A 25,119-nucleotide genomic window follows, 5' to 3' on the forward strand; every position below is an offset into this window, starting at 1 on the left:
TACAATATATACAATTTGCGCATATTTTGCAACGGATAGTTAAAGTTATACACCCTAAGTGAATTCCGTCGGAATTTGAACCAGAATGAGAGTCAGAATAATTTCTAATTCTAACGGTCAGCGTTCACAACAAAAAGGCCATCACCAAGGTGATAGCCCTTATGAGTAAGCTTGTTTGGTTTTTCTTTCTATCTTACTACAATAAAAACTGAAGGATTCCAACCAGGATCATGGCCCCAGTTACAATGAGAAAGCCCGTTATAAACCATTTAAAATAATGACTTGGCCGGGTTGGTTGCCTCTTATACTGCTCGAATTCTCTTTCCAACCGCTCCACACGCTCGCGAAGATCACGAACATCATCATTATTGTTAAATGAACTCATTATCTACTCCCCCTCGAGTAAAAGGTTATTCAATACTTCCCCGTATGATGACGAAGTAATTCATGAAATAGGCTCGGCCAGCCAGTCCTTAATCATCTCCTTGATATTCTCCATCGAAGTAGGTGTTGCGATCATCCAGTCCTCATCATGCTTCGCGCTTGATCGAATCAACCAATTCACATGATGATTACTCATAAATTGTACGTATTGAACTTCCCAGGCATTATTATTCCATAAATAAAAACGAAGCGAGCCTTTGGAGGTATTAGATTTGATACATCTCGCCAAAGCAATCATGGCTTCCTGTTCATCTGTAGTATTCGAGAGCTGTTCTATCAAATCCTCTATATCAAGCTGTCTAGCTTCAGATAATAACTCATCAAATTGACTCCTGGACAACATAAGAGCCGGAAGCTCTCCAGGGTTCTGCAGCTTCTGCTCCGTGCAGCCGAATGAATGCACAAGCTCATTATCATCTATGTTCAAATAAGTTAATCGATATTGTCCTTCATCTATCTTGAGACATTCGATTCTTATGATTTTATCTTCGTGTATATACAGAAACTCCTCATACTCCCGGCCGTCCAATATATACTGCAGTAAATAAGCTTTCTTGGCTAGAAAAATATGACCGAGCATAATAAGCAGTTGGGCTGAAATTCGAAGCTCTCCATCTTTTCCGGGGATGAAATATCCTCTACTCTTCAGCAATTCTCTACCTTCATGCCAGGTTTGCTCTGCAGAATCGGATCCGCAACACTGAAGCACAAAAGCTTCCGTATCTCGATCCGGCAAGCCCTTCTCCCCTAATAGATTAATCATGAAATATAATTCCATAGAGCTTATGATGAATTCGCCCGGCTGGTCTGATTCTACGGTGTCCATTTTTACACCCCCTTTTTCTATCATTTTCCATTTCATTCAACCTCGAAATAGGTGCACAACACCGGATAAACTCAGTTGCAGCAACTATTTATAAGCAACTCAAGAATTCCCATATAGCAATCTACCATGTTATCAGAGACGGTTCAACTTATTTGACGCAACTTTCTTGAAAATGTTGTGCCTAGTATTTTTTTCTAGTATTATAAAAGCAAATATGTATGATTGTCTTACAAGCGTCACAAAACATTAATTGAAAAATAATGAAATATTAATGTATTTTTAAGCATTCTAACCTACAATGTGTAATATGAAACCACTGTATAGAGGTGATCTGGTATGAGAATCTTAATAAACTTTCAAAATGTTCAAGTTCCCGTATATTTTAATGCTGAGACGAAACAACCCATTCAACGTACATTAAAATTGCTGACAAGCGCTCTCGATAACAAATTGCAAAACGGCAAGAACGCCTTGAAGAAATGCTTGAACTCATTGATTAGTATCGAAATTGAAGGATCCGAAGCGATTCTGCATAGCAAGAGCGAATTTGACACTGTGGCACTATCGCTCTATTAATCACGACATTACTTTACTAGAATAGAAAGACCCGTAAGCAGCTATTCGCTTACGGGTCTTTCGTTGTTAAGTCAGGATTAGAGATTAGCTGCGAATCAACGGGATCAGCTCGTTCAATTCATGAATCTCATGCCAAGGCTTGCCCCCTTGCAGCTCCGCGTCCCAACCATGTGCTCGGCGAAGCCACACGCCTCTGATGCCTATGTTTGCTGCTCCCCATATATCATTTCGCGGATGATCGCCCACGATAATCGTCTCCTCTGCCGCTGTTCCCAGTCGTGCCAACGCAGTCCTATAAATTCTTGGGTCCGGTTTCTTTATGCCTATATCCTCCGACACGATAATCGTGTCAAAGAATGGTCTCAAACCAAGCAGATCGATCTTGCCATGCTGAATCTCGCTCCTGCCATTCGTGATAATACCAAGTCTGAGGTCAAGCACTCTGCATTGTTCCAATGTCCAGACAGCATGATTCATGGCTCTGGCATGAGTCATATAGTTTAATTCATAGTATCTCATTAATTCGTCCAGATCTGGCCGTTTCACCCAAGGAAGTCTCTCGATCAACTCCTGGAAGAATCCCTGCTTCTCGCGATATCCATCTGCGTCGCTCTCGATCATATAAGTTGCCAGCTGTTCCCGCTCCTCCGCACTCATCTCCACCAGGCACTCCTCAATAAGCTGTAAGGCGAATTGCCGGAATGTCCAATCTCTATCCATTAATGTGTTGTCCAGATCAAACAGTATAGCTTTGATACTCATGTCTTCCCCCTATGAAGTCTCTTGCATTTTTTTAAATATCTTACTTGTATTCCTTACTTTATTCTAATAAACGTGTCAACCCTGGCATCCCTATCATACTTTACTTTTGGCCTCAATCTTAACATCGATAATTCCCTAAATAGGTAAATGTACAACGAAAAAAGCGCAGGCCCGACACGCAGGCTTACGCTTCATTTCAAATTTATCCAATTGTATTACATGCTCTCTTTGCGCCTGTGGGTCAGCAGCATCTCCTGGTCGGTGATGTACAGTGGAAAAGGCGGTAATTCCTTCAAATAATGCTGATCTCTTAGCAGTCGGACATCGACCTGATTATACTGCGAATTGCCCAGAACAGGGATTTTTCCCCGTTCCTCTATATAATCGTCTACAGCAACCTGAACGATATCCAGATAATATGGAATTTCCCGATCTGCTTCTTCAAATATTTCGTACGTCTCCCTCGATAGAAAGAACTTCTGATCGCTTACTCCGCCCAAATATCTCGACAAACGCGATAATTCCAGGCTGCCATCAGACAGCAGCAGTGATTTCCGCGAAATACCCTTAGGCATGTCAGCTTCGAATTGTAACACGGCCTTTTTGACCTGCTCCAGTGTCACATGGATCGCAGGCTTAGGTTCGGCAAGGGGGGGCTTGCGGCTATTTTTTCTTCTCCAAAATAGAGGCATAATCCTTTCCTCCCTTTTACGCTTTATAATAGAAATGCGAATAACAGAAAGCGTTTACACTTCTAGTGTATCCTTAATTTTATATTTTGAGCGAATTATACGGTAATTGTCACTATATTGTCAATTTTTTTCTTGAAAATGTATTCATTTTTGCACGTCTGGATATTAAAGAACTTTTGCTGTAGGATGGATATGGTTTATTCTTTTAGTGAATTGCCAACTATTGTTATCGTTCTAGGAGGTATCTCATGCAGGATGTTATCATTATCGGAGCTGGACCATGCGGACTATCCGCTGCGATCGAATGTCAGCGCCGCGGATTACATACGCTAGTTCTGGAGAAGCATTGCCTTGTCCATTCGATTTTCTCTTATCCAACGCATATGCAGTTTTTCAGTACAGCAGAGCTGCTGGAGATTGGCGATATGCCTTTCTCGACCCCGAATGAGAAGCCATTCCGGCATGAAGCCCTGGCTTATTATCGCAAAGTCAGCGAGCAGTATGAAGTCCCTATAGCTTCTTATGAAGAAGCAACTAAGATCGAGCGGCTGCAAGATGGTACTTTTAAAGTGCATTCGATCACCCGCAGCGGCGAGGTCTGGGAATATGAGACACGTTATGTCATTATCGCTACCGGATATTTCGATCATCCTAATATGCTTGGCATTCCTGGGGAAGATACAGATAAAGTGTCCCATTATTTTCAAGAAGCCCATCCGTATACGGGGATGAAGGTTGCTATTATCGGAGGCAGCAACTCTGCTGTAGATGCAGCTATGGAGTTGTCCCGGGTTGGAGCAGAGATCACAATGGTTTACCGTGGAGATGAGTTGTCCTCATCCATTAAGCCTTGGGTGAAGCCACTGTTTGAGGGTCTCGTTAACAAAGGGAGAATTAATCTGATGTTATCCTCTCGAGTCATTGAGATTAAGGCTGCGGAGATTGTTGTGGAACTAAGCGATCATAACCATGTCCACCTTCCGAATGATTTTGTGCTTGCCCTGACAGGCTTCCGCCCTGACCGCAAACTGCTTCATGAGGCCGGTGTGGAGCTAACCGATGAGATGGAAAAACCGAAGTTTGATGCGGAGACGATGGAGTCGAATGTCCCGGGGATCTATGTCGCAGGTGTTATTGCTTCAGGACAAAATGCCAATGAAGTATTTATCGAGACAGGACGCGGACATGGGCGGGTTATCGCCGAACATATTCTGTCCTCCCTTGGGCGAGAATAGCCTCATTCCACTTTTGATCACGAAGTAAGTCATGAAGCTACTCGACATCTAATCTTGAATTCACACGCATTTTATTAAGGAGAGCTCGCTATGAATCAGATTGATATGACTTCATTGCTACTGCTATTGATGGCAGCACTCGGAATTTTCAGCAGCAATATGCCGATTACCGTCGCAATGATCGTACTTCTTCTACTTCGCGTGCTGCACATGCAGTTCATGTTCCCTTGGCTGGAGAAGTACGGACTTACGATCGGGATTATCGTATTGACGATCGGTGTCATGACTCCGGTCGCCAGCGGTAAACTCTCGCTGCAGACGCTCTGGTCATCCTTCTTCAATTGGAAGTCGATACTTGCGATCGGCATTGGAATGCTCGTGGCCTGGTTAGGCGGACGCGGAGCCGCCCTGATGGGGAATCAGCCGACGATTGTTGCCGGACTATTGATCGGTACCGTGCTCGGTGTCGCCTTCTTCCGCGGCGTTCCTGTCGGCCCCCTCATCGCGGCGGGTATTCTCTCACTTCTGATCGGCAAAATGTAAATCAGCAAAACAGGCCTCTGCATATCAGTGCAGAGGCCTGTTCTATCATTCTTCCCCTGACCATTCCCGGTAGAAACGCTCCACATATTGTTCCATGTAGGAATGTCTCTCTGCCGCAATTTGCTTCGCGGATTCGGTATTAATCAGGCTATTCAATTTAAGTAACTTCTCATGAAAATGGTTAATTCCCGTGCTTTTCTCTTGCCTGTACTGCTCCGCGGTCATCTCGCTTCGCGGCGGAATTTGCGGATCATGAATGGGATTACCCTTTACCCCTGCATACAGGAAGGCTCTCGCAATAGCAATCGCCCCAATAGCATCGATCCGATCGGCATCCTGTACAACTTGTCCTTCCAGTGTATGCATCGGCGGGTTCTTGCCGGCATTGTAGGATAGATTCGAGATGATCTCTATAATATGCTCCTGGTCGGCTCCCTTAAAGTCATGCTTTGAGAGCCAGTCGCTGACCTTATCTAGTCCAGCCTGCTTCGAGACATTGAGCTTCTCGTCCGCCACATCATGGAGTAACGCTGCAACCGTGCAGATGAATTCATCCGCTTTCTCGGCCCGGGCTAGCCGCTTGGCCATTTGAACAACCCTCTGGATATGCCACCAATCATGCCCGGTCTGGTCATGCTCCAATTCCGCATGGGCAAATTGCTCGGCTTCCTGGATCAAGTGTTCCTGAAGATCGGTCAACTCTTTAATTCCCATATATTCAAGCCCCTCTCACTGTGAAGAATCGCCTTGCTATGAATAAGTTCCAATGAGTCCAATTAAGCGTTCAAATTCTGTATATTGTACAGTTGCGAGTAGACGCCATCTCTTTGCATCAACTCTTCATGGGTTCCCCGTTCAGCGACTGTACCGTTCTTCATAACGATAATCTGATCTGCATGAGTAATCGTCGACAAGCGATGGGCCACGATCAGGGTTGTTCTGCTCTTGGACAATTGCTGCAACGCTTGCTGAATCAAATGCTCGGACTCCAGGTCAAGCGCCGAGGTCGCTTCATCCAGAATAAGTATTGACGGGTCCTTCAGGAATACGCGGGCGATGGCAATCCGTTGCTTCTGGCCGCCCGACAGCTTCACGCCTCGTTCCCCAACTTCTGTATCGTAGCCCTGAGACAGGTTCATAATGAAATCATGGGCGTTAGCCGCCTTCGCCGCCGAAATGACGGCCTCCTCATCTGCCTCCGGGTTCCCAAGCATAATATTATCTCGGACTGTACCGCTGAACAGGAAATTATCCTGCAGCACCATGCCGACCTTGCTTCGCAGGCTCTCCATCGTCCACTGGCGAACATCTTTGCCGCCGACGATTACAGAGCCCTTCTGAATATCATAGAAACGCGGAATCAAGCCAACTAATGAAGATTTACCGCCGCCGCTCATCCCGACGAAAGCGACCGTTTGTCCCGGATTCACCTGCAGCGAAATATTTTTCAGCACCCAACTGCCCTGCTCTTGATATTTGAACCATACATTCCGAAAAGCGACTGAATGGCTGCCCGCCGGCAATTGCATAGCATGCTGATCATCGGTCATATCATAAGGCTCGTCCAGCAATTCCAACACACGCTCCCAGGATGCCGAAGCCTGAGTCAGAATGGTCGAGGAGTTGATCAGCCGCTTCAGAGGCGCATACAGACGATCCAGATAGCCGAAGAAAGCGACAAAGGTCCCCAGCGTCAAATGACCTTGGATGACCTGATATCCCCCGTAACCAATAACGAGCAGCGGAGCGATATCCGTCAACGTATTAATCACAGCGAACGTCCAGGCATTCCAACGGCTATGAGCCATGGCCTTGTTCAGATATTTGCCGTTGATCGCCTCGAATTGCTTACGATCATGCTTCTCCAGCGCAAAGCTGCGAATGACCGAGATCCCTTGAATTCGCTCATGAAGATATGCCTGAATTCCGGCCAGGGCGGCAGAACGGTCTTTGGTCAATTTCTTGAGACGTTTATAGAGAACTTTAACCGCAATCGCATAGAGTGGAAAAATGGAGATTGAGACCAGGGTCAACAGTGGATTCAAATAGAACATAAAGCCGAGCACAAACACCAGCGTGAACGTATCCAGCCAGACATTCATCATCCCGACCTCGACGATATTCTTCGTCTGCTCTGCGTCGTTAATGAAGCGGGAGATAATCTCTCCCACCTTCGTATTCTGATAGTATTTAAGCGATAAACGCTGCAAATGACCGTACAGCTTATTGCGTAGGTCAAATAGTATTTTTGCCGTGATGAATTGCGCGAAATATTGCCGGGCATATTCCACCGGGCCGCGGACAATGACGAACAGCACGAAGGTAATCGCCAGCACAATCATCAGCTGCGACACTTTATGCTCGATATCCATGGCCCCGTTCATCAAAATGTCGTCTACTACGTATTTTTGCACCAAAGGCAGCAACGATGGAATCCCGAATTTCAGTATCCCGATGAGCAGCGTTAATATAATCCACTTTGTATACGGCTTTACAAACTTAAAATAGGCCTTCCAATACTTCAAATTGTGCACATCCCTCATGTCGTTCTTTCTAGCTTTAAATCTATAACTCTATCAATCCTTTATAACTTCGCAATTATAGCTTTGCGGCCAGGCTCTCCGCATATTCGTCGATCCGCTCTTTGATGATTTGTGTACTCAAACCGGTGAAGCCGAGGTCAATCCAGCCCTGATACACCTCCGGCGGCCCACACAGGAAGTCGGTTAGACTCAGCATATCCCAATAGCAATCTGCAACCTCCTCCGCACTCCCTGGACTGTTCAAATACGCCTCGAGAAAAGCATCCGCGATCTCAACCCCGTGCAGCTGCACGAGGTTTACACGGCAATGCCCCGTGTCGATGCCTGCCGGGCCATAGCAAGAATTGACCCAATCCACGATTCCGCTCACTTTTCCGTTCTTCCATAGGACGTTGGTCGGATGATAATCACGATGGATGAAGCGCGGTGTATATATAGGGGTATCCCCTTGAACCCGCTTTATGATTTTCCCCCAGGCTTCTGGAGAACTGGTCCAATCTGGAATCTGTAGCGCAGTGATATTATTGTACGTGAAGTAGTTCCATCTCATCGGAGGTGTATCTGCTTGATGCAGTCCAGCCAAAGACCCCGCTAGTCCCTCTATCCAACCTTGCAACTCCTGAGGCTGCAGAATAGCCTCTCCCTCCAGCCGTGTCATCAGTACAGAAGGGAATTCGCAGGACTGACCTGCAAAATCACCAGCAATCCACTGCGGTGAAGGAACATTTGCTTCATAAGCCCGGATTAAGGCCTCGGCCTCATGCTCAGCAAGATCTGGCTCGTGTGCCAGCCATTCACGATCCGTGAATTGTCGAAGTACGTATTCGAATGTCTTCCCTTGCTTCATGCCCTGTATTCCATACACTGCCGATGAAACACCGCCCTTCAAGGCGTTGACCTGCTCGATCGCAGAACCCGTTCCCGCCTGCTGCAGCAGCCATTGCATCGTGGCCTCTGACAGCGGAAGAGCGGAGTTATTACTTGTTGAACTCATTACATCCTCCCCTTTGTTTCCGAGTTTTTTATGTGAAGACTGTATTTGCCCAGATAATAGTGATATACTCCTAATTATTATCAAGTTCTTGTCTTCGCGCCCCACTTATAGAGGCGATACAGATAAGCAGGCATATGAACAAGCCCTTTACTGCTTATGGAGACAAGTTGCCGCATTAGGAGGAGAATCATGTCACGTAGATTTGTCATTGAAGCCGTGATGGTGGCGATTTACGGTGAATTGTTAATACCGTCTGCACCTGTGGAGTATATCGTTCCTTATAGTACCGTCATGGAACTGTATGAATTCCAGAACAGTCAGGAACCATTAATGCATGATCCTGCTGACGATCTCCATGTCAAACATAAAATCAATGAGCTTATCACTTATCTCGAAGAACCGCTCAATCGCAAAAAAATCGAACGCGCCCTAAGTAATCCCTGGTCCAAAAGTCCGTCCATCCTATTCGGTGACAATATTGTATGGACCATCGTCAACGCGGTCGATAACGAACGATTCGGCGACTTTCTCGATCCGATAGAGACTGAGATTATTCTTACCGCCGAGCGGGAACAGGCCCCGATTCTATCAGACCAGCTTGAGCTCATTCGCCGCATTATTGAAGCGGAGATCCCTGTACAAGTGTTCGATATTGGAGATTTTGACTTTGCCATGGAAGACAATATATTCTTTAACAAGCTTCGGTAAGCATAACGATAAGTACGACCTAACAAGGCCCGCCTATAGCGGGCCTTGTATGTATTTTCGCATCCGTATTCCCAATCAGCGAGAGGTTATTTGGAATCAGTTGCCTCATATTCGTACTCAATATCGCCGGCGTTCGCATTATAAGTTACATTGAAATGATATCCTTCCAAATACCATAAATCCCGCTCTTCCATGTAGAACTTGATACCCCCAGCTTCAGTCTGCAATCCGGGAACTGTCGGGACATTGACTTCAATCCCTAGTGAGAAGCCTGGATGCACCCCTCCGCCAGAACTATAACGAGGAAAAAATCGAATAGCTTGTCCTTCTTGTAAGTCCAGTTCTTGTTTAAACCACTCAGCAGCTTCATTTGTAATATTTAGCATAGCTTTTTTCCCTCCTATCAAGTTTATTGTAGATGAATCTGTCCACAAAGCCAAATGAAGATTTGATAAACCACTCCAAGCTCAAGTCGTAAAAAATTTAAATTGACATCTTTGTAAAACCAGTGATAAAATCGTCAGAGTAATCGATTGAAATTATTACCAAACCAGAAAGGGTGAATGTCGGTGACTATCTTTAATGCTAATCCTGTATTGTTCCATACAGGACAACATCAACTGAATACCGAAGCAGCCCTGCAGGTTCGAATAGATTAACTGGACCCCATTGTCTCATTATCAATGGATATAATCGAATTCGGTCATACCGTATGCTGCTTCATCTATAAGCAGCGTTAGCGGTATATGCGGAGATCCTTAAGGCATATCGTCTACTGACGGTATGCCTTTTTGTATGGTTTCCTCAGCTGCAGATGCTTCATGATGCAAACTAAAAAGGCTATCTTGATCACGAACTATGAGATTACGAACGTAAGGAGGAAACCTGAACATGTTTTCTGTATTAAAAAATTTAGGCTGGTTCTTCGGGCGGGAAAAAAGGCGCTACCTGATTGGAGTGACCTTCCTGATTCTCGTCGGCATTGTGGAGCTTGCTCCACCGCGCCTGCTTGGCAACGCCATTGATGAAATCGTCACTGGCTCCATTACCTGGGGCTCGCTAACCAAGTATATATTGCTTATCCTCGGTGTACTGGCATTTATCTATATGATTACTTATGTGTGGATGCACAAATTGTTCGGCGGCTCCAATCTGGTTGAACGGCTGTTGCGTACCCGGTTCATGAACCATCTGCTGCGGATGACGCCTCCGTTCTTTGAGCGCAGTCGTACGGGCGATCTGATGGCTCGGGCGACGAACGACCTGCGTGCAGTATCAACGACCGTTGGCTTCGGAATGTTGACCTTGACGGATTCCACGGCTTATTTAACTACTATATTGGTCGCCATGGGAACGCTCATTAGCTGGAAGCTCACACTTGCAGCCATCCTCCCGCTGCCATTCATCGCGCTAGCGATGAAAATATATGGGAAGATCATTCACGAACGTTACACACTAGCCCAGGACGCATTCGGCGACATGAACGACCAGGTCCTGGAGTCGGTTGCCGGCATACGCGTCATCCGCGCTTATGTCCAGGAACGTAATGACGAGCAAAGATTCGAAGATATTACGAATGATGTCTACAGGAAGAACTTGGCGGTTGCTAAGGTCGATGCTTATTTTGAACCAACTATCCGCCTGTTCGTTGGACTTAGTTATGCGATCGGCCTAACCTACGGGATCTACCTTGTGTTCCAGAATGAACTGACCCTCGGCGATCTTGTCTCCTTCAATATGTACCTAGGGATGATGATCTGGCCGATGTTCGCGATCGGCGAACTAATCAACATTATGCAGCGTGGCGGAGCTTCGCTCGATCGGGTGAATGAGACGCTGAATGTCAAGCCTGACGTACAGGACATCGATAATCCAGTGCATGTGGAGTCGCCTGACCGTATACAATTTAAAAATGTCACCTTTCGCTACCCTACCTCTACGGTAAATAATCTTGAGCAGATTGACCTGACGATTCGCCGCGGCGAGACGCTGGGGATCGTCGGTAGAACAGGCAGCGGAAAATCAACTTTGCTGAAGCAAATTCTACATGAATATCCGCTCGGAGATGGGCAGATTACGATTTCCGATGAACCGCTGCAGAATATAGCCCTGAACCAGTTGCACGGCTGGATCGGCTATGTTCCTCAGGAACAGATTCTGTTCTCCAAGACGGTGCGGCAAAACATCCAATTTGGCTTGCCGAATGCACCGGATGAGCAGATTATGGAGGCCATACGCACCGCTGCTTTCGATCAGGATTTGGGAACCTTGTCCGATGGACTGGATACTCTGGTCGGCGAGAAAGGCGTGGCCCTCTCCGGCGGACAGAAACAGCGCGTATCATTGGCCAGAGCATTTATTGCCGACCCGGACATCCTGATCCTGGACGATGCCTTGTCCGCGGTAGATGCCCGAACCGAAGCCCGCATCATCGAGAACATACGAAGCAAACGCTCCAGCAAGACGACACTCATTTCCACCCACCGCCTGTCTGCTATTGAACATGCTGACTGGATCGTCGTGCTGGAGAAAGGACGAATCGTAGAGCAAGGTACCCATGAGACACTGCTGCGAGAGGGCGGCTGGTACCTTGAGCAATACGAACGTCAACAGGTCGAATCAAGCCTGGACGACTAAGGAGGTATCCATAGAATTGCGCACCAATGTTGCTAAATCACTTTTTAAATACGCCTTAACGGCTAAAAATACGTTTATACTTGCACTTGTTATGCTGGCGATCGGTGTAGCTGCCGATTTGGCCGGCCCGTTCATCGCCCGCTCTATGATCGACGATCATATGCTTGCTATTGAACGACCATTCTTCGAGACGAACAATCCAGGAGGCTCGGAGACCGTTAAATTCGATGGCCGGTACTTTAAGCGCGGCGACCGTTTCTCGGATGGAGAAGCTAAAGGAAATGAAGCACGCTTGCTCCAAGTAGGCACCTCCTTCATCCTCGTCGAGCAATCGATCACGGATGTGTCGGGCAAACGGAGCTATCAAAACGGCATGCTGACGCTCGATAAGAATGGAGAAATTCAGCAATACCCGGGACAGAAGCTAAGCTCCTCCGAGCTATTTACCTTTTATAAGCCTGAGGTTCCCGGGATTATTCAATTGATCGGCTGGTATTTCGTCTTCCTGGCGATCTCGATCATCATGGAATTCGGCAAGACCTATTGGCTGCAATCTTCGGCCAACAAAGTCATCCGGAAGCTGCGCATGGACGTATATGCTCATATCCAGCGCCTTCCGGTACACTTCTTTGATAACTTACCGGCTGGTAAAGTCGTATCACGGGTTACAAATGATACCGAAGCGGTCAAGGACTTGTTCATCGCGGTATTATCCAACTTCTTCTCTGGTGTCATTAATATGATTGGGGTCTATGTCGCTTTGTTCCTGCTTGATTTCCGCCTGGGACTGATCTGCTTGTTCGTCGTGCCTGTCATTTGGGCCTGGGTTGTACTGTACCGCAAGTTCGCGACCAAATATAATACGATCATCCGCTCTCGTCTGAGTGAGATCAACGCAATCATCAACGAATCGATCCAGGGGATGTCAATCATCCGTATCTTCCGCCGCGAAGAGCAGACGAGGGAAGAGTTCGAGAATCTGAACAATGATTATATGAAGCATCAGAACAAAATGCTTAATCTTAATGCCCTGACCTCCCATAACCTGGTTAACGTGATTCGCAGTCTCTCCTTCGCCGTTGTATTATGGTTCTTCGGTTCGGAGCAGCTTAGCGGAGCCGGCATCATCTCGCTTGGTGTCCTATACGCCTTCGTTGACGTCCTGGGTCGGCTGTTCCAGCCGATTACAGGTATGGTCAACCAGCTTGCTGCGCTGGATTCCTCCATGGTATCTGCCGGAAGAGTATTCGCGCTTATGGATGAACCGGGCGAAGAGGTAACAGACGGTTCGATGCCGCGTTACAAAGGAAATGTGGAATTTAAGGATGTATCCTTCGCTTATAAGCGTGATTATGTCTTGAAAAATATATCCTTCGAGGCCAAGCAGGGACAGACGGTTGCCCTCGTTGGTCATACCGGCTCCGGCAAGAGCTCGATCATCAACCTTCTGTTCCGTTTCTACGATCCGCAGAAAGGAACGATCACGATCGATGGGCAGCCAATCAAGGAACTGCCAAAGCAGTGGATTAGACAGCATATGGGTATCGTACTGCAGGATCCTTATCTGTTCACCGGCACGATTGCTTCCAACGTCAGTCTCGGTGACGAGCATATCCCCCGTGAGCGGATTGAGAAAGCGCTGGAAGATGTCGGAGCCACGCGCATTCTAGCCCATCTTCCTAAAGGGCTGGATGAGCCCGTCGTGGAGAAAGGCAGTACGTTATCCGCAGGCGAACGGCAGTTAATCTCCTTCGCGCGAGCGCTAGCCTTCGATCCAGCGATTCTGATTCTCGATGAAGCTACAGCTAACATCGACACCGAGACCGAAGCTCTCATTCAAGAGGCGCTGGAAGTACTGAAGCGCGGGCGTACGACCTTCATTATCGCGCACCGCCTGTCGACCATTCGCAGTGCCGACCAGATTCTGCTGCTGCATCGCGGCGAAATCGTCGAACGTGGCACTCACGACGAACTTTTGGCCAAGGGCGGACGCTATTATCAGATGTACCGCTTGCAGCACGGGGCGGCTGATACTCCGGCTTCACCAGCACCTGCGAACACTGCCTCATCAGTCTCAGCGCCTGTATAATTGCCGGGCTCTGCTGGCGGTTCAACCAGAAAACAAGCGGGTACCGAGGACATTTCACCCCTCGATACCCGCTCTTCTTTATTTTAGCCTTTTAATCTCAATCGTCTGATCTGGGACCAACTTTATCTTGTAAGAACTTGCAATATAGGTTTCCGTTTTCGTCGTTGTAATGACCTGCGGATACATTTGCCCCGGCTTGGGAGAGAGCAGCTCATAATAGATAGTTGCTACCTGATCCTTGCCAAACTCCACCTTAGTAACGGCAATCCCATATCCTGGGTTCGGCTGGTTCTCACGCTGTAGAATTACTTTGTTGATCTGGTCATTCACTTTTTCAACACTATACGTGACTTCGTCCTGCATCGGATCATCCGCTTTCCCGTGATTATCTACAAACTCGCGACTATTGTAGACCCATTTTGCTGCTTCTATTCGGGTGAGAGACTGTTTGGGGTGGAACTTGCCCGCATCATCCAGCTCTGTAATCTTCATAAGCAGCAAAGCTTGAACACTGTTAAAATAACTCTTCGCCACTTCATCAGCATCCGCGATCTGAATAAGCATGGCTATGAGTGGATAATCACCGGTCGCATGGATACCTTGCTGCAGCAGGAAGGCGAATTGTTCCCGTGTAAGCTCCTTACTGACCGAGAAGCCTTGTGGCAATTCGATTCCATTGTCCGCCGCGATCGCCAGCGACTCATCGTACCAATGTCCCCTTTTAACCGTATTTTTGGAACTTGCCGGATTATCAGGCTTGGCCTTCAATTCCAATGCCTGTACGATCATATGAACGCCTTGAGCCCCCGTCACCTTACCCAGCGGAACGAACCTATCCTTCGCCATCCCATGGATAACTCCTCTGTCCTGTAGGGATTCAATCATTCGCGCATCGTCCCCCTGGACATCATTAAATGCCGATGCTGCAGGAACAAACAAGAGCGATCCAGATAGAAGCATCGTAAAGGCCAGATTCAATTTTTTTCTTTTCACGATAGATCACCTCTGCTCCAATAGACGTACACAGTCGCCAAATGTTGCACTATTTTCCCAGATCAAGCTGGTTGAACAATGCTCTGTATATTGCTGCATTCTAATCTCCATCATCCTGGCTCATCGCAAAATATCTGAAGTTGCCTGTATATACAACAATCCCACCTACCGATCAAGGTAAATGGGATTGTTCAAGGTTTTCCGAAATCTCACCAGTCCAGACGGGAGGTTCCCATCTCTCGTCGCATCAAGGCAAGTGTAAGTTCAACAGTCTATTGCTTCGACTTTTGGGATGCACCTTTAGAGGCTTTTGCATCAGCACCAGCTACAGAAGCGCCTGTTTCTGCCGCAAATTCCGTATTAAGATTTGGAACACCCAATTTCTTTTTTACTTGCTTGGACCTATGCTTCGCATTATTCTGGTTGTTCATCACATTACACCTCCTCAAGTCGTATGAATCGGCATTATCTGAACGGATTGAGATAACCACGGTTTACTCCATTAGTATTATGTGATGAACAGCTTCACCCTATGCTGTTTTCAGCTTCTTATACTCTTATTATCCCCCCAGCTCTATGCCTTTTAGGTTCGATCTCCAGCGCCTACTCTGTCCATCTCACCACTTTGTTCATGTCTACTCCTCCCCTAATACAGCTAATAGAGCAGCTTTACATATAGCACTTTCAGCAGTAACATCTACAACGTTAATACTCTTTTTTTCGTCCCTATAAAATGTTGCCTCCCACCGTTCCCCTTCATTATTTAAAATGAAAAGCCAACCTTTCTTCTTCATTTCCTTTACAACATCGAATGCCGCATGGACGTCTCTACTGTAATCTCTCGGGCAGAAAGACGTATTGCCTCGCAAGAATCTCCCGGGTCTATGCCTATCAGGCTGATACTCAAAAACCTCTAAGGCCACGGCATAATTTAATTTTTCAAGTTCAAAGTCTAGTATGTCTTCAGGTGCCATACTTCTCCTTCCCCAAACTCGTCCTTTATTACTTTCTACTATGCGTTTGACCAGCGGATAATACGCAAAAGATGTCCCTCGAGAAGCGCTTTACAGACAAAGAAATCGAAAAGTTGTTGCAACTATTTTTCCAGATCAATCTGGTTGAACAATTGCTCTGTATATTGCTGCAGTCTTATCTCCATCATCCTGGCTTCATCGCAAAATGTTCGCAGCTCCGTGATCATCGCCTCTCTACCCAGCTTATCAAACGCTTCATGAATCCTCAGCTTAAAGTAATCGTGCACAATGTAATTGCGCTGCTTCCAGATGGCTTTCAGCTTCGCCGACTCTTCGTCTGTAAAGGAAAAATGATGTTGAATTTCGTTCACCAATTGGCCGAGCGAACTGCTTAGCTTCTTGCGAAAGTTCTCGTTAAACTGCTCCGCGCTCTGCATATCTCCCTGCGACACCTTCATCACCATGATCAAATTGGCCAGCTGCTGCTCCAGTGCCTGTGAATAATATACCGCAAGCCCAAAGTAGGTGAACAACTCCTTGGAATTCTCATCCCCCGGTACAAAATTCTCTTTCATAGCGACCTTCCCCCACATATTTCCTGTTATTGTCTTATTGTATCGCACCTATAACTGCTATACCAGAGCCACTGAAATGGGGAAATGCATGATCCGCCAATCTGTTCAACACCCTGCCTGGACTTCCACTTAGGATTGGGCTGCTTGCTCCTCCAGACTCCTAAGCCCCTCTGCAAGTGCTGTCTTATCAAAATGCTCGCCAATAAAAACAGCTACATCCGGCACATCTCCCTGCGGATTAATCTTCATAAAGTCTGCTTCCCGATAAGCGTATTGGAACATGAATCGGCTAGAAGTGTCAGAGAAATGCAATATACCTTTCCCGCGATATACCTCTCTTGGAAGCTCCTTAATAAACTTTTCAAAATCAACACTGTTCACTGGACCTGTAAAATAATGCGTATAGACCGTAACATGCTCGTGCGAGTGGTGGGCCGAATGGGACCCGTGATCATGGTGTTCGTGATCATGTTCATCATCTTGTGTATGGACATGATCACTATGGTCTCCGTGTTCGTCTTGCTTATGGCTATGTTCAATTGCTTGGCTATGATCTCTACGACTATGAGCATGAGTATCTCCGCCTGCATCAGCTTCGCTTCTGCTCAACAGCAGCTCGATATCCACCTCGCATTTCTCAGCTGTAACAATTTGGGCATAGGGATTGAGCCGCTGTAGCAAAGCTTGTAGTTCACGAAGCTCATCCGCAGAGACAAGATCGGCTTTATTCAGAATCAGCCATGATCCACAGCGAATTTGTTCAATCATCAGACGATAAGTTTTCCCTTGCTGTGCTTCATACAATGCTGCTAAGTGGGCCGCGTCCACTACAGTGATCATTGGTCGGATATCCAGCTTCAACAGTAAGGACGATTCCGAGACCGCATCGAAAATCTCCATCGGGTTGGCCGCTCCCGTGGCTTCTATAATCACCACATCCGGCTTCTCCCCTTGGATCAACTCATAGAGCTGCATGCTCAGATCGCTGCGAATCGTACAGCATATACAGCCGCCCAACATCTCCGCCATCGGTACCTCCGGACCAATCATCAGACCGTCCAGATTAACTTCACCAATCTCATTCATAATGACAGCTGGCTTAAGCCCTTCATTTTTCCATTTCGCAATTAAGCGCTGCAGCAGCGTTGTCTTCCCACTGCCCAGAAATCCCGACAATATGTAAATGGGTGTTGCTTTATTCATCTTTTTCATTCCTCGCTCTCTATAAGAGGTTGTTCAAAAAGTATTGAACACACATTATAATAACTCTCTTCCATGAAGGCGAGTTTACACCATGCTATAGAAACACGCAACTTTCTGGGTTTAATACTTAATGAGAAGATAGAGGAATATGATAAAATAGAAAGATAACATCACGTTAGAGAGGATAATTGATATGATACGATCAGTTGATGAACATCGAAGCCAAGCACCGTCTCGTAAGAACTGCCTAATTATTACGGTGTCGGATACCCGGAATAAGAGTAATGACTACAGCGGACAATTTATTCAGGACCTGCTTACAGCTAACGGATATAATGTTGTGGATTATACAATTGTCAAAGACGATTACGATGGAATCCGCCAATTACTGCGGCAAGCCGCTGCACACCGTACTATCGATGTCGTCCTGCTTAGCGGCGGAACCGGCATCGCCCCGAAGGATATGACCTATGAGGCAGTACGCAGCTTGCTTAATAAAGAAATGCCAGGTTTTGGAGAGTTATTCCGCCATTTAAGCTTTATTGAAGATATCGGCTCTGCTGCTATCCTTAGTCGAGCGATTGCAGGAACGATCAGTAGTATGGCTGTCTTCTCCATGCCAGGCTCTCAGGCCGCTGTTAAGCTAGCGATGGAAAAGATCATCATTCCAGAATTGCCGCATATTTTGAATGAAATTCATAAGAGATAAGGCAGCTGCAAAAGAAATCCCCCTACTGGCAACGAGCCTGTCGGGGGATAGTTTATTATTTTACAGTGAATCTTCGTTAATCTGTTGCAATACCTGTTGAAAAACATTCTTAAGCTCAGCGCTATACCGGCTTTTCTTCTGCCCGCTTGAAGCATAGATCAGAGCTACCTTGCCTTTCGTCTCGATAACGTAGGCTTCATCTTTTGCCGTACCAGCACCATATACTTCAGATATTTCACTGATCCGGTCCTGTTCACTCGGATATACATTGAAAATCAGAAAATGCCTGGCATCGCCATTGATATAATAATTGTAGCTGATCCCTCCATTCAAGGCTTCCGCATACGTCTCATGGGTAAGTCTGATTCCGCGGTTCGCACACTCCGCCTGCAGGGATTTGAGAAGTGCGCTGTTCAGCGTCGTTCCACTAACCAATTGCCGATCATTACCCTCTTGATAGCTCTTCATATTGATTCTGTCAAGTTCTTGCTTTACGATCTGCTGCGAACCTGAACCGCAACCGCTAAGGAGCAGCACGGCCAGCAACGTATTCAAGCCCCATGCTAGACATCTCATCGGAGTAACCCCTTCCTCATCGAAAGCTAGTCATCTGTTGATGATGTTAGCATGGCACATCTACGCCCTCTTTATACCAGTTTTTCCCTAACAGAGGTTGTCAAAAAGTCTGCTTTTGATCACGAAGCAAATCATGAAGCTTTTCGACATCGAATCTTGAATTCAGCCGGGCCTTCCGGTGCTCACGTAGGTTTTGCCTACGCTCCGCTCCTCAGTCCCTATCTTCATCCAACCTTCTCGGTGCTGAAAACCAGCCTTTTTGAACACACACTAATAGAGGTTGTCAAAAAGTCTGCTTTTGATCACAAAGTAGATCATGAAGCTATTCGACATCGAATCTTGAATTCAGCCGGGTGTTGTACGAACTATTATTCATCAGACTGCTCGTAAAAAATCATATGCTCCTTCTCTGCCCTGTAATATTTCAATCGATCCTGCAGGCTACCCGTATGAAATTCAAACATATGACCATCGGGATCGAGAAAATATATCGAGCGTTTGTCCTGCTCATCCCGCTCCCGTCCGGGCAGGAGTGTTACATTCAAAGCGGTTAGCCTGGATATCAGCAGCTCATAATCGGACTCTTCTATTGTAAAAGCAATGTGAGTATAAGTCCGTTCGGTCGTATTACGCTTAACATCCTCTTGATTCAGGGCAATCCATATTCCATTCAAATCGAAGTAAGCCAACTTTCTTCCCTTTACCAATACCCGGGCTTCGAATACATTCTCATAAAACTCAATGGATCTATCCAGATCTGAGACAGAAAAGCATAAATGATTAATACTTTGGATTTTCATAACATAGCAAGCCCCTTCAAACTGTGAATTCCGTCTTATCTGCAGATACTCGGTGGACGAGCGAAAATGACTATTTTTCACTTAATTGAGGCGGGTAACGGTACATTGTCGCCTGTTCAAATGCATATGCCAATTTAATGAGGGTCGGCTCACTGAACGCCTTCCCCGAGAAGACGATACCGAACGGCCCCTTAGTAGAGTCGCCGTCTGCATCAACGATTCGGATGCACCTTCAATCCTTCCATAGCCTCATAACATGTGCTAACCTGGTACCTTGAAACTCCATTTTATAAATGTCCGGCTTCTTCGTCTCAATGAAGAAATCCCAGCCATAGCTTGAGTCAAAGTAATTCATCATCAGTGTCATGACGTTGCCATGTGTACCGATAACAATCTTCTTCCCCCTATGCTGTTCAAGCAAATCAAACAGTACAGGAACAGCCCGCTGCTGACAAACCCTGCTCGATTCTCCCCCAGGCAAAGCGTATTCCGGATCAGAGAACATATTCTGCACTTGTGTCATAAACTGCTCATCCCTGATCAAATAGCTATCATCGGCAAACTGCCTTTCCCTGAGGTCTTCATATGTCTCTATAGGCAAATTCAACTTCCCGGCCAGCCCTTCCACGGTTAGCATAGCTCTCGCATACGGGCTGGAGACGATCATATCGATACCTTCATCCTGCAACAGCTCTGTCACCTGCCTAGACTTCAGCACTCCATCAGGACTCAGTCCCCTTGTTCTCTCTTCACCAGCCGTATAAGGCGACTCCGCGTGCCGTACCATATATATCATCGTTAACATAGTTGCCTCCTTCCAACTGATCGCTGTTAATCTATTATTCTATCTCACCCACAGCATTCTAAGTTGTTCATCTTCCCATGTCTCTAGCTCCAATATTTTGCTGAAAGGATCTCCATCTAGATGCAGTAGCTTGGCAAAGGTCGGTTCCGTCTTCAGCCCCTCACGCTTCAGAGCGATCACTTGTTGTCTAAAATCCTCTCCATACAAGCGAAGCAACCGATTCTCAATCACCATATGTCGATACCCGTTCTGTTCCATGACAGGCTTCTGCTGTGCAAATATTTCCACAGGCCAATGCTCCAGCCAGAAATTCACTTTAAGTCTCCATAAGCCGTCTACTTTCCGTCTCGTCAGAGTATAACCCCGGTACCGCTGCAGATGAGCCCTGGCTAACTCTTCTAACGCATCAAAGGAAGCGATATCATTTACTTCGCAAATGATATCCAAATCACTGTTCTCAACGTGAATCCCGATTGGAATGGTTCCAACCAGAATCGGACGATATAATTCGAGAAGATGCATAAGTCTGTACTTGTCTAGTAAATGATAGACTTCACGTTGCGTTGCATTACCACTGAGGAGATACTTTAAATCTGTCCAGTTATGACTCAAATTGAAGATTTCCTTTCCTTAACTTATCTATTAGAGATCAACGCCTGTTTACTATTATCAAAAGTAAATACTAACTTGTTCCCATCATCTGATGTCTCCATCATTTCTTCCAGGTACGAATCTGGAGCATAATTCCTTACCGTCTTTCTCCAGAAGGCCTGCGCTCTTTTGTTGCTGTCCGTTGGATTCGTCTGTAGCTCCCAAGTGCCGGAATGTAGATTAAAGACCTGTATGGCTGCCGCTTCAGCAACCCCCTGACCACGGAAGGAACGCAGGATGAAGAATTCATTTAAATAAAATTCAGTTCCATGTGGCGTATAAGGCGGTGTCGCTACAAGTGCAAATCCCGCTGGAATATCTTCCACAGTGACGAGATAGGGGATTAGAATAGACGGCTTCTCCCACCAGATATCAAATACTTTATTCTGATCCTGTAGTGTCAACGTATCGTCTGTCTCAAAGACGCCGTATTGGTTCGGTCTCCATCCCCAGATCTCGGACAGATCATGCAGATACAATGGATATAGATTATTAATAACAAATTTCGTATTCTGATCTGTTAAGCTAATGGATACTTTCATGCTCTTAACGCCTCCGCTTCTGACCTTAGCTTTTATGATATGTGACTACAAGATGGAGAATAACTATAATTAATTTTTACTGCTACTCCCTAGATTTCCTACCGATGTATAACAAATGGGATGAGGTCCCGAGAATATAAGGGTTCTCCGATTCACTTATGATCAATTCCATCATTTGAGTGAAGGCATCGTCCCCTTGCCTCTTCCAATAATCCCACTGCTCCTCCGTCATTCCCCCAGCGACACTGCTTGAACCGATAAGTTTGATCGTCTGGAAGCCATTCGATTCCATGAAAGGGATAATTTCAGCGATATCAAAATAGTAGGCCCCGGTAAATCTACCTTCATCGTCATGGTTAAAGGCCCCAGATTTCATGAAGTCTGTTATCCCTTGCACGGTATGATTGGGCCTCCACCTTTCCGGATATTGCAAAGACGTGGACAGGAACCTCGTTCTAGACATAAATGCAACGAAAATAAGTCCATCTTGCCTGGTCACCCGGTACAATTCGGCAATTGCCCGGTTTCGATCATCTTGGGACTGTAAATGATACATCGGTCCTAACACCAATGCCGCATCAAATTGCTCATCAGAGAGTCCATCTAAATGTCTCGCATCCATTACGTGAAAACCATCGAACTGCTTTTCTAGATTAAGCTCTATCGCTTTTAGCTCCGCTAGTTCAACTAGCCTCGGTGTCAAATCAGTCAAGGTAACCCGATAACCCTGCTCTGCTAACCACATCGAATACTTACCTGGACCTGCCCCGTTATCTAGAATACGACCAGATCGAGGGAGATTCTTCTGCATGTGGTATAGATGAATCAAGTATTCTAATGGCTCGCGATCGAGCCTTCCCCATTCGTCGAACTGGCTGTAATATCGTATCAACGAATCCATATTATCTCCTTCCAAGATCACGCGATCCTAAAGTTTATTGCCTACTGCGATCCAGCGCCCATCAACATCCTCGAACACAAATTCTCGATTGTTATAATCCGTTGTCGTCAAGGGCCTTACGATGTTGATCCCAAATTGTTTCAATTCCTCTTCAAGTCCCTTCTGATCATGCGCGACAAAATAGGCGTCATACCCGTACCCGTGACATATCCGATTAGGGAGAATCTTCTCTTGATTAGACTTCGTCAGAACAATCTCAACGGAGTCCCGATATAAACATATATGCGGCTCTTCGACCTCCAGGTAATTAACCGCTCTGAATCCAATACGCTCATAGAAACTTGCCGTCCGACCCAGATCGGGAACCGGAAATATTTGCAGGCAATGCGATAATCCATGCATCATATGTCCTCCTTCTTCTTGTTCAATCATGATTCACTGTTCCGTAAGTGATCTTCATATTGGGAGCGTATGCTAACCAGCTATTTACTCCGAAACTCTCGGAAAATAATAACTCAGCATTGTATTGACTCACGGCTTCTTCCTCTGGTAGACCATTCGCTTTCAGTCGCTCCACAACTTCATTCCGATTGCCAGGTATTTGTCCCAACCCTTCTTCTATCAGTGATTGATAGAGTTTGTCTTTCGCCAGTGGTTCCATGTTCTGATCCAAAAAATTCACTTTGTCGCTCACCCGGCATTCAACATTGTGCAAGCCCATCTGACTTAGCATGATTGGAAGCATAATTCCAATGTTTCCATCCTTACCATTAAGCCGAGCATCTTCTTCATATAACTGTTGCAGCAATCCCAAGCGAATAATTCTCGATTGTTCAATCCCAACCATATAATAGTTCGACATATTCGCAATCCAGTGAGGCTCAAAACAAATGATTCGCCCATGATTCTGAACACTGTCAATCATTTTCTGTAGGATTGCTCTCGAATCCGTCATATGTAGTAGAAAGGCATGGCACATCGCGATATCATAATCTCTTGCTATGACCACTTCTTCAATATCAGCTTCGATAAATTCAGTCTCGAATTTCTGGTGCCCGTATATTTCCCGGGCTGTTTGGATCAACTTGCTTCCTCTATCGATTCCTGTATATGTCGATCCTTCCGGTAAGAGCGGCAAGAACTTTAGCCCTAAATAACCATACCCACAACCGAAGTCAATAATCTTCACCGGTCGATCGATCTTCCAGACGATTTTTACTAGAAATTCCAGATAATCATCGTTATAGTAAAGACAGCGAGTATTGCGCAAATATTCAACCTGGCTGTCCCAATAATATTCACTCATACATCGGCTCCTATATTCATTATTGCTACTAAATTCACATATATTGATATTGCGCTAATCATAGAAATGAGGGGAGAACCATGGGCGATCGTATTGTTATCATTAGCGGTGCCAACTCTGGGATTGGCAGAGCAGCCGCCTTCAAATTTGCTTCCACAGGGTTCCATGTAGTAATGGCCTGTCGTAATCTAAGTGCAAGTCGCAGTGTACAACAGGAGATTATCGAGAAAAGTGGAAGCGATAAAGTAAGCTTGTTGGAACTGGATCTCGCTTCCTTTTCATCGATCCGCCATTTCTGCTCAGCTTTTCAACAAACCTTTGACCAACTTGATGTATTAATCCATAATGCGGCATACCTTAAACACGGCGAAAAAATCTATCAACTTAGCCCCGATCACATTGAGCTTTCCTTTGCCACGAACTTATTTGGACCCTACTTAATGACAAAGCTATTAATGGATCCGCTTCGCAAATCATCGGATGCCCGGATCCTTCATGCCTGCAGCACGAACATCAAGCACTTCTTCGATCCTAAGCGAAAAATTGAGTTTGACAATCTTCAAGGTGAATTCAAAGATAACCGTCCTTATAGCACCTATAAAATGTACGGTGACTCAAAGATGGCATTATTTATAATGACGAAAAGATTGGCTGAGGAACTTAAACGCTATGACATCAAGGTCAATGCGCTGCAAATTCCTGCTACAAAAATATCCAAACGGACCATAGACAACTTATCCCCAATCTGGCGGACTCTCGCAGTACTCCAGAACCTATTTAATCCCTTACCGGATGAAGTAGCGGAGTGCTACTATCAAATTTGTACGGCGGAGAAATATGCGAATCTGTCTGGGCATCTCTTTAATAAGCAGGGTGAGATTATTCTGCCAGGTCAGACCAAGCCTGACCCCTTCACACAAGCCAAGCAAATATTCGGTTCAACTTATTATCCCGCTTATGCGGATGATCCTGATATCGCCCAACAAGTATGGGAGCTATGTACAAAATGGACACAACGCTAGGACGATCAATTAT

General features: G+C 46.0%; 29 protein-coding genes. 8 read left to right on the forward strand and 21 right to left on the reverse strand.

The genetic code is table 11. The features are described 5' to 3' along the window. Positions 1–196: 196 nt before the first annotated feature. The gene (locus ABD014_RS13375; RefSeq protein WP_343861775.1) at positions 197–385 is read right to left on the reverse strand and encodes a hypothetical protein; all 189 of its coding nucleotides are present in this window, start codon (positions 383–385) and stop codon (positions 197–199) included. 60 nt (positions 386–445) lie between these two features. Beyond that, positions 446–1,270 carry a hypothetical protein gene (locus ABD014_RS13380; protein WP_343861777.1) on the reverse strand — a complete coding sequence of 275 codons (825 nt, stop codon included), beginning with the start codon at positions 1,268–1,270 and terminating at the stop codon, positions 446–448. 336 nt (positions 1,271–1,606) lie between these two features. Between ABD014_RS13380 and ABD014_RS13385 the strand changes: the two genes are divergently transcribed. Next, on the forward strand, positions 1,607–1,846 hold the full coding sequence (locus ABD014_RS13385) for a hypothetical protein (RefSeq protein ID WP_251407044.1): 240 nt from the start codon (positions 1,607–1,609) through the stop codon (positions 1,844–1,846). 84 nt (positions 1,847–1,930) lie between these two features. Here ABD014_RS13385 and ABD014_RS13390 read toward each other — a convergent pair whose 3' ends face one another. Together ABD014_RS13390 and ABD014_RS13395 are read right to left on the reverse strand one after the other, a co-directional pair. Next, the gene (locus tag ABD014_RS13390) at positions 1,931–2,608 is read right to left on the reverse strand and encodes an HAD family hydrolase (protein ID WP_343861785.1); all 678 of its coding nucleotides are present in this window, start codon (positions 2,606–2,608) and stop codon (positions 1,931–1,933) included. Positions 2,609–2,823: 215 nt separating this feature from the next. Then, positions 2,824–3,300, reverse strand: coding sequence for a DUF3939 domain-containing protein (locus ABD014_RS13395; protein WP_343861787.1), 477 nt, complete (start codon positions 3,298–3,300; stop codon positions 2,824–2,826). A 212-nt stretch (positions 3,301–3,512) separates the two neighbouring features. On the opposite strand from ABD014_RS13395, the gene ABD014_RS13400 reads away from it, so the two are divergent. Together ABD014_RS13400 and ABD014_RS13405 are read left to right on the forward strand one after the other, a co-directional pair. After that, a complete protein-coding gene (locus ABD014_RS13400; protein WP_343862126.1) occupies positions 3,513–4,535 on the forward strand; it encodes a YpdA family putative bacillithiol disulfide reductase in 1,023 nt (340 codons plus the stop codon). A gap of 90 nt (positions 4,536–4,625) precedes the next feature. Further along, positions 4,626–5,078: a DUF441 domain-containing protein gene (locus ABD014_RS13405; RefSeq protein WP_343861789.1), complete on the forward strand. Its 453-nt coding sequence runs from the start codon at positions 4,626–4,628 to the stop codon at positions 5,076–5,078. Between the two features lie 45 nt (positions 5,079–5,123). Here ABD014_RS13405 and ABD014_RS13410 read toward each other — a convergent pair whose 3' ends face one another. The 3 genes from ABD014_RS13410 to ABD014_RS13420 form a co-directional block, all read right to left on the reverse strand. Beyond that, on the reverse strand, positions 5,124–5,792 hold the full coding sequence (locus ABD014_RS13410; RefSeq protein WP_343861791.1) for an HD domain-containing protein: 669 nt from the start codon (positions 5,790–5,792) through the stop codon (positions 5,124–5,126). Positions 5,793–5,854: 62 nt separating this feature from the next. Beyond that, entirely contained in the window at positions 5,855–7,603 is a 1,749-nt protein-coding gene (locus ABD014_RS13415) for an ABC transporter ATP-binding protein (RefSeq protein WP_343861793.1), read from the reverse strand. A gap of 73 nt (positions 7,604–7,676) precedes the next feature. Then, entirely contained in the window at positions 7,677–8,615 is a 939-nt protein-coding gene (locus ABD014_RS13420) for a phosphotransferase family protein (protein WP_343861795.1), read from the reverse strand. A gap of 189 nt (positions 8,616–8,804) precedes the next feature. Between ABD014_RS13420 and ABD014_RS13425 the strand changes: the two genes are divergently transcribed. Beyond that, a complete protein-coding gene (locus tag ABD014_RS13425; RefSeq protein WP_343861797.1) occupies positions 8,805–9,323 on the forward strand; it encodes an ADP-heptose synthase in 519 nt (172 codons plus the stop codon). Positions 9,324–9,409: 86 nt separating this feature from the next. On the opposite strand, the gene ABD014_RS13430 is transcribed toward ABD014_RS13425, so the two are convergent. Further along, the gene (locus ABD014_RS13430; protein ID WP_343861799.1) at positions 9,410–9,709 is read right to left on the reverse strand and encodes a HesB/YadR/YfhF family protein; all 300 of its coding nucleotides are present in this window, start codon (positions 9,707–9,709) and stop codon (positions 9,410–9,412) included. Between the two features lie 505 nt (positions 9,710–10,214). On the opposite strand from ABD014_RS13430, the gene ABD014_RS13435 reads away from it, so the two are divergent. Together ABD014_RS13435 and ABD014_RS13440 are read left to right on the forward strand one after the other, a co-directional pair. Continuing rightward, a complete protein-coding gene (locus ABD014_RS13435) occupies positions 10,215–11,960 on the forward strand; it encodes an ABC transporter ATP-binding protein (protein ID WP_343861801.1) in 1,746 nt (581 codons plus the stop codon). A gap of 16 nt (positions 11,961–11,976) precedes the next feature. Further along, on the forward strand, positions 11,977–14,049 hold the full coding sequence (locus ABD014_RS13440) for an ABC transporter ATP-binding protein (RefSeq protein WP_343862128.1): 2,073 nt from the start codon (positions 11,977–11,979) through the stop codon (positions 14,047–14,049). Between the two features lie 78 nt (positions 14,050–14,127). Here the strand turns inward: ABD014_RS13440 and ABD014_RS13445 are convergent, their stop codons facing one another. The 5 genes from ABD014_RS13445 to ABD014_RS13465 form a co-directional block, all read right to left on the reverse strand. Continuing rightward, complete coding sequence (locus tag ABD014_RS13445) at positions 14,128–15,042, reverse strand: protease complex subunit PrcB family protein (RefSeq protein ID WP_343861803.1); 915 nt, start codon at positions 15,040–15,042, stop codon at positions 14,128–14,130. A gap of 272 nt (positions 15,043–15,314) precedes the next feature. Further along, on the reverse strand, positions 15,315–15,473 hold the full coding sequence (locus ABD014_RS13450; protein WP_343861805.1) for a hypothetical protein: 159 nt from the start codon (positions 15,471–15,473) through the stop codon (positions 15,315–15,317). A gap of 204 nt (positions 15,474–15,677) precedes the next feature. Continuing rightward, the gene (locus ABD014_RS13455) at positions 15,678–16,016 is read right to left on the reverse strand and encodes a BC1872 family protein (RefSeq protein WP_343861807.1); all 339 of its coding nucleotides are present in this window, start codon (positions 16,014–16,016) and stop codon (positions 15,678–15,680) included. A 122-nt stretch (positions 16,017–16,138) separates the two neighbouring features. Further along, entirely contained in the window at positions 16,139–16,591 is a 453-nt protein-coding gene (locus ABD014_RS13460) for a hypothetical protein (RefSeq protein WP_343861809.1), read from the reverse strand. A gap of 129 nt (positions 16,592–16,720) precedes the next feature. After that, positions 16,721–17,794, reverse strand: coding sequence for a CobW family GTP-binding protein (locus ABD014_RS13465; protein WP_343861812.1), 1,074 nt, complete (start codon positions 17,792–17,794; stop codon positions 16,721–16,723). 193 nt (positions 17,795–17,987) lie between these two features. Here ABD014_RS13465 and ABD014_RS13470 point away from each other — a divergent pair, with 193 nt between their 5' ends. Beyond that, complete coding sequence (locus tag ABD014_RS13470; RefSeq protein ID WP_343861815.1) at positions 17,988–18,503, forward strand: MogA/MoaB family molybdenum cofactor biosynthesis protein; 516 nt, start codon at positions 17,988–17,990, stop codon at positions 18,501–18,503. Positions 18,504–18,563: 60 nt separating this feature from the next. Here the strand turns inward: ABD014_RS13470 and ABD014_RS13475 are convergent, their stop codons facing one another. The 8 genes from ABD014_RS13475 to ABD014_RS13510 form a co-directional block, all read right to left on the reverse strand. Next, positions 18,564–19,079: a hypothetical protein gene (locus ABD014_RS13475; RefSeq protein ID WP_343861818.1), complete on the reverse strand. Its 516-nt coding sequence runs from the start codon at positions 19,077–19,079 to the stop codon at positions 18,564–18,566. Positions 19,080–19,447: 368 nt separating this feature from the next. Further along, entirely contained in the window at positions 19,448–19,879 is a 432-nt protein-coding gene (gene fosB, locus ABD014_RS13480; RefSeq protein ID WP_343861820.1) for a metallothiol transferase FosB, read from the reverse strand. A 232-nt stretch (positions 19,880–20,111) separates the two neighbouring features. Next, complete coding sequence (locus tag ABD014_RS13485; protein WP_343861822.1) at positions 20,112–20,684, reverse strand: histidine phosphatase family protein; 573 nt, start codon at positions 20,682–20,684, stop codon at positions 20,112–20,114. A gap of 39 nt (positions 20,685–20,723) precedes the next feature. Beyond that, complete coding sequence (locus ABD014_RS13490; protein WP_343861824.1) at positions 20,724–21,296, reverse strand: DUF4269 domain-containing protein; 573 nt, start codon at positions 21,294–21,296, stop codon at positions 20,724–20,726. Positions 21,297–21,319: 23 nt separating this feature from the next. After that, positions 21,320–21,877, reverse strand: coding sequence for a GNAT family N-acetyltransferase (locus ABD014_RS13495; RefSeq protein ID WP_343861826.1), 558 nt, complete (start codon positions 21,875–21,877; stop codon positions 21,320–21,322). Between the two features lie 82 nt (positions 21,878–21,959). Continuing rightward, positions 21,960–22,778: a class I SAM-dependent methyltransferase gene (locus tag ABD014_RS13500; RefSeq protein ID WP_343861828.1), complete on the reverse strand. Its 819-nt coding sequence runs from the start codon at positions 22,776–22,778 to the stop codon at positions 21,960–21,962. Between the two features lie 27 nt (positions 22,779–22,805). Beyond that, positions 22,806–23,183, reverse strand: a complete 378-nt coding sequence (locus ABD014_RS13505) for a VOC family protein (RefSeq protein ID WP_343861830.1) — start codon at positions 23,181–23,183, stop codon at positions 22,806–22,808. 19 nt (positions 23,184–23,202) lie between these two features. Further along, entirely contained in the window at positions 23,203–24,084 is an 882-nt protein-coding gene (locus tag ABD014_RS13510; RefSeq protein ID WP_343861832.1) for a class I SAM-dependent methyltransferase, read from the reverse strand. Positions 24,085–24,164: 80 nt separating this feature from the next. Between ABD014_RS13510 and ABD014_RS13515 the strand changes: the two genes are divergently transcribed. Next, the gene (locus ABD014_RS13515) at positions 24,165–25,106 is read left to right on the forward strand and encodes an SDR family NAD(P)-dependent oxidoreductase (RefSeq protein ID WP_343861834.1); all 942 of its coding nucleotides are present in this window, start codon (positions 24,165–24,167) and stop codon (positions 25,104–25,106) included. The last annotated feature ends 13 nt before the right edge of the window (positions 25,107–25,119 follow it).

The sequence above is a fragment of the Paenibacillus motobuensis genome (assembly GCF_039521865.1).
GTDB classification, from domain to species: domain Bacteria; phylum Bacillota; class Bacilli; order Paenibacillales; family Paenibacillaceae; genus Fontibacillus; species Fontibacillus motobuensis.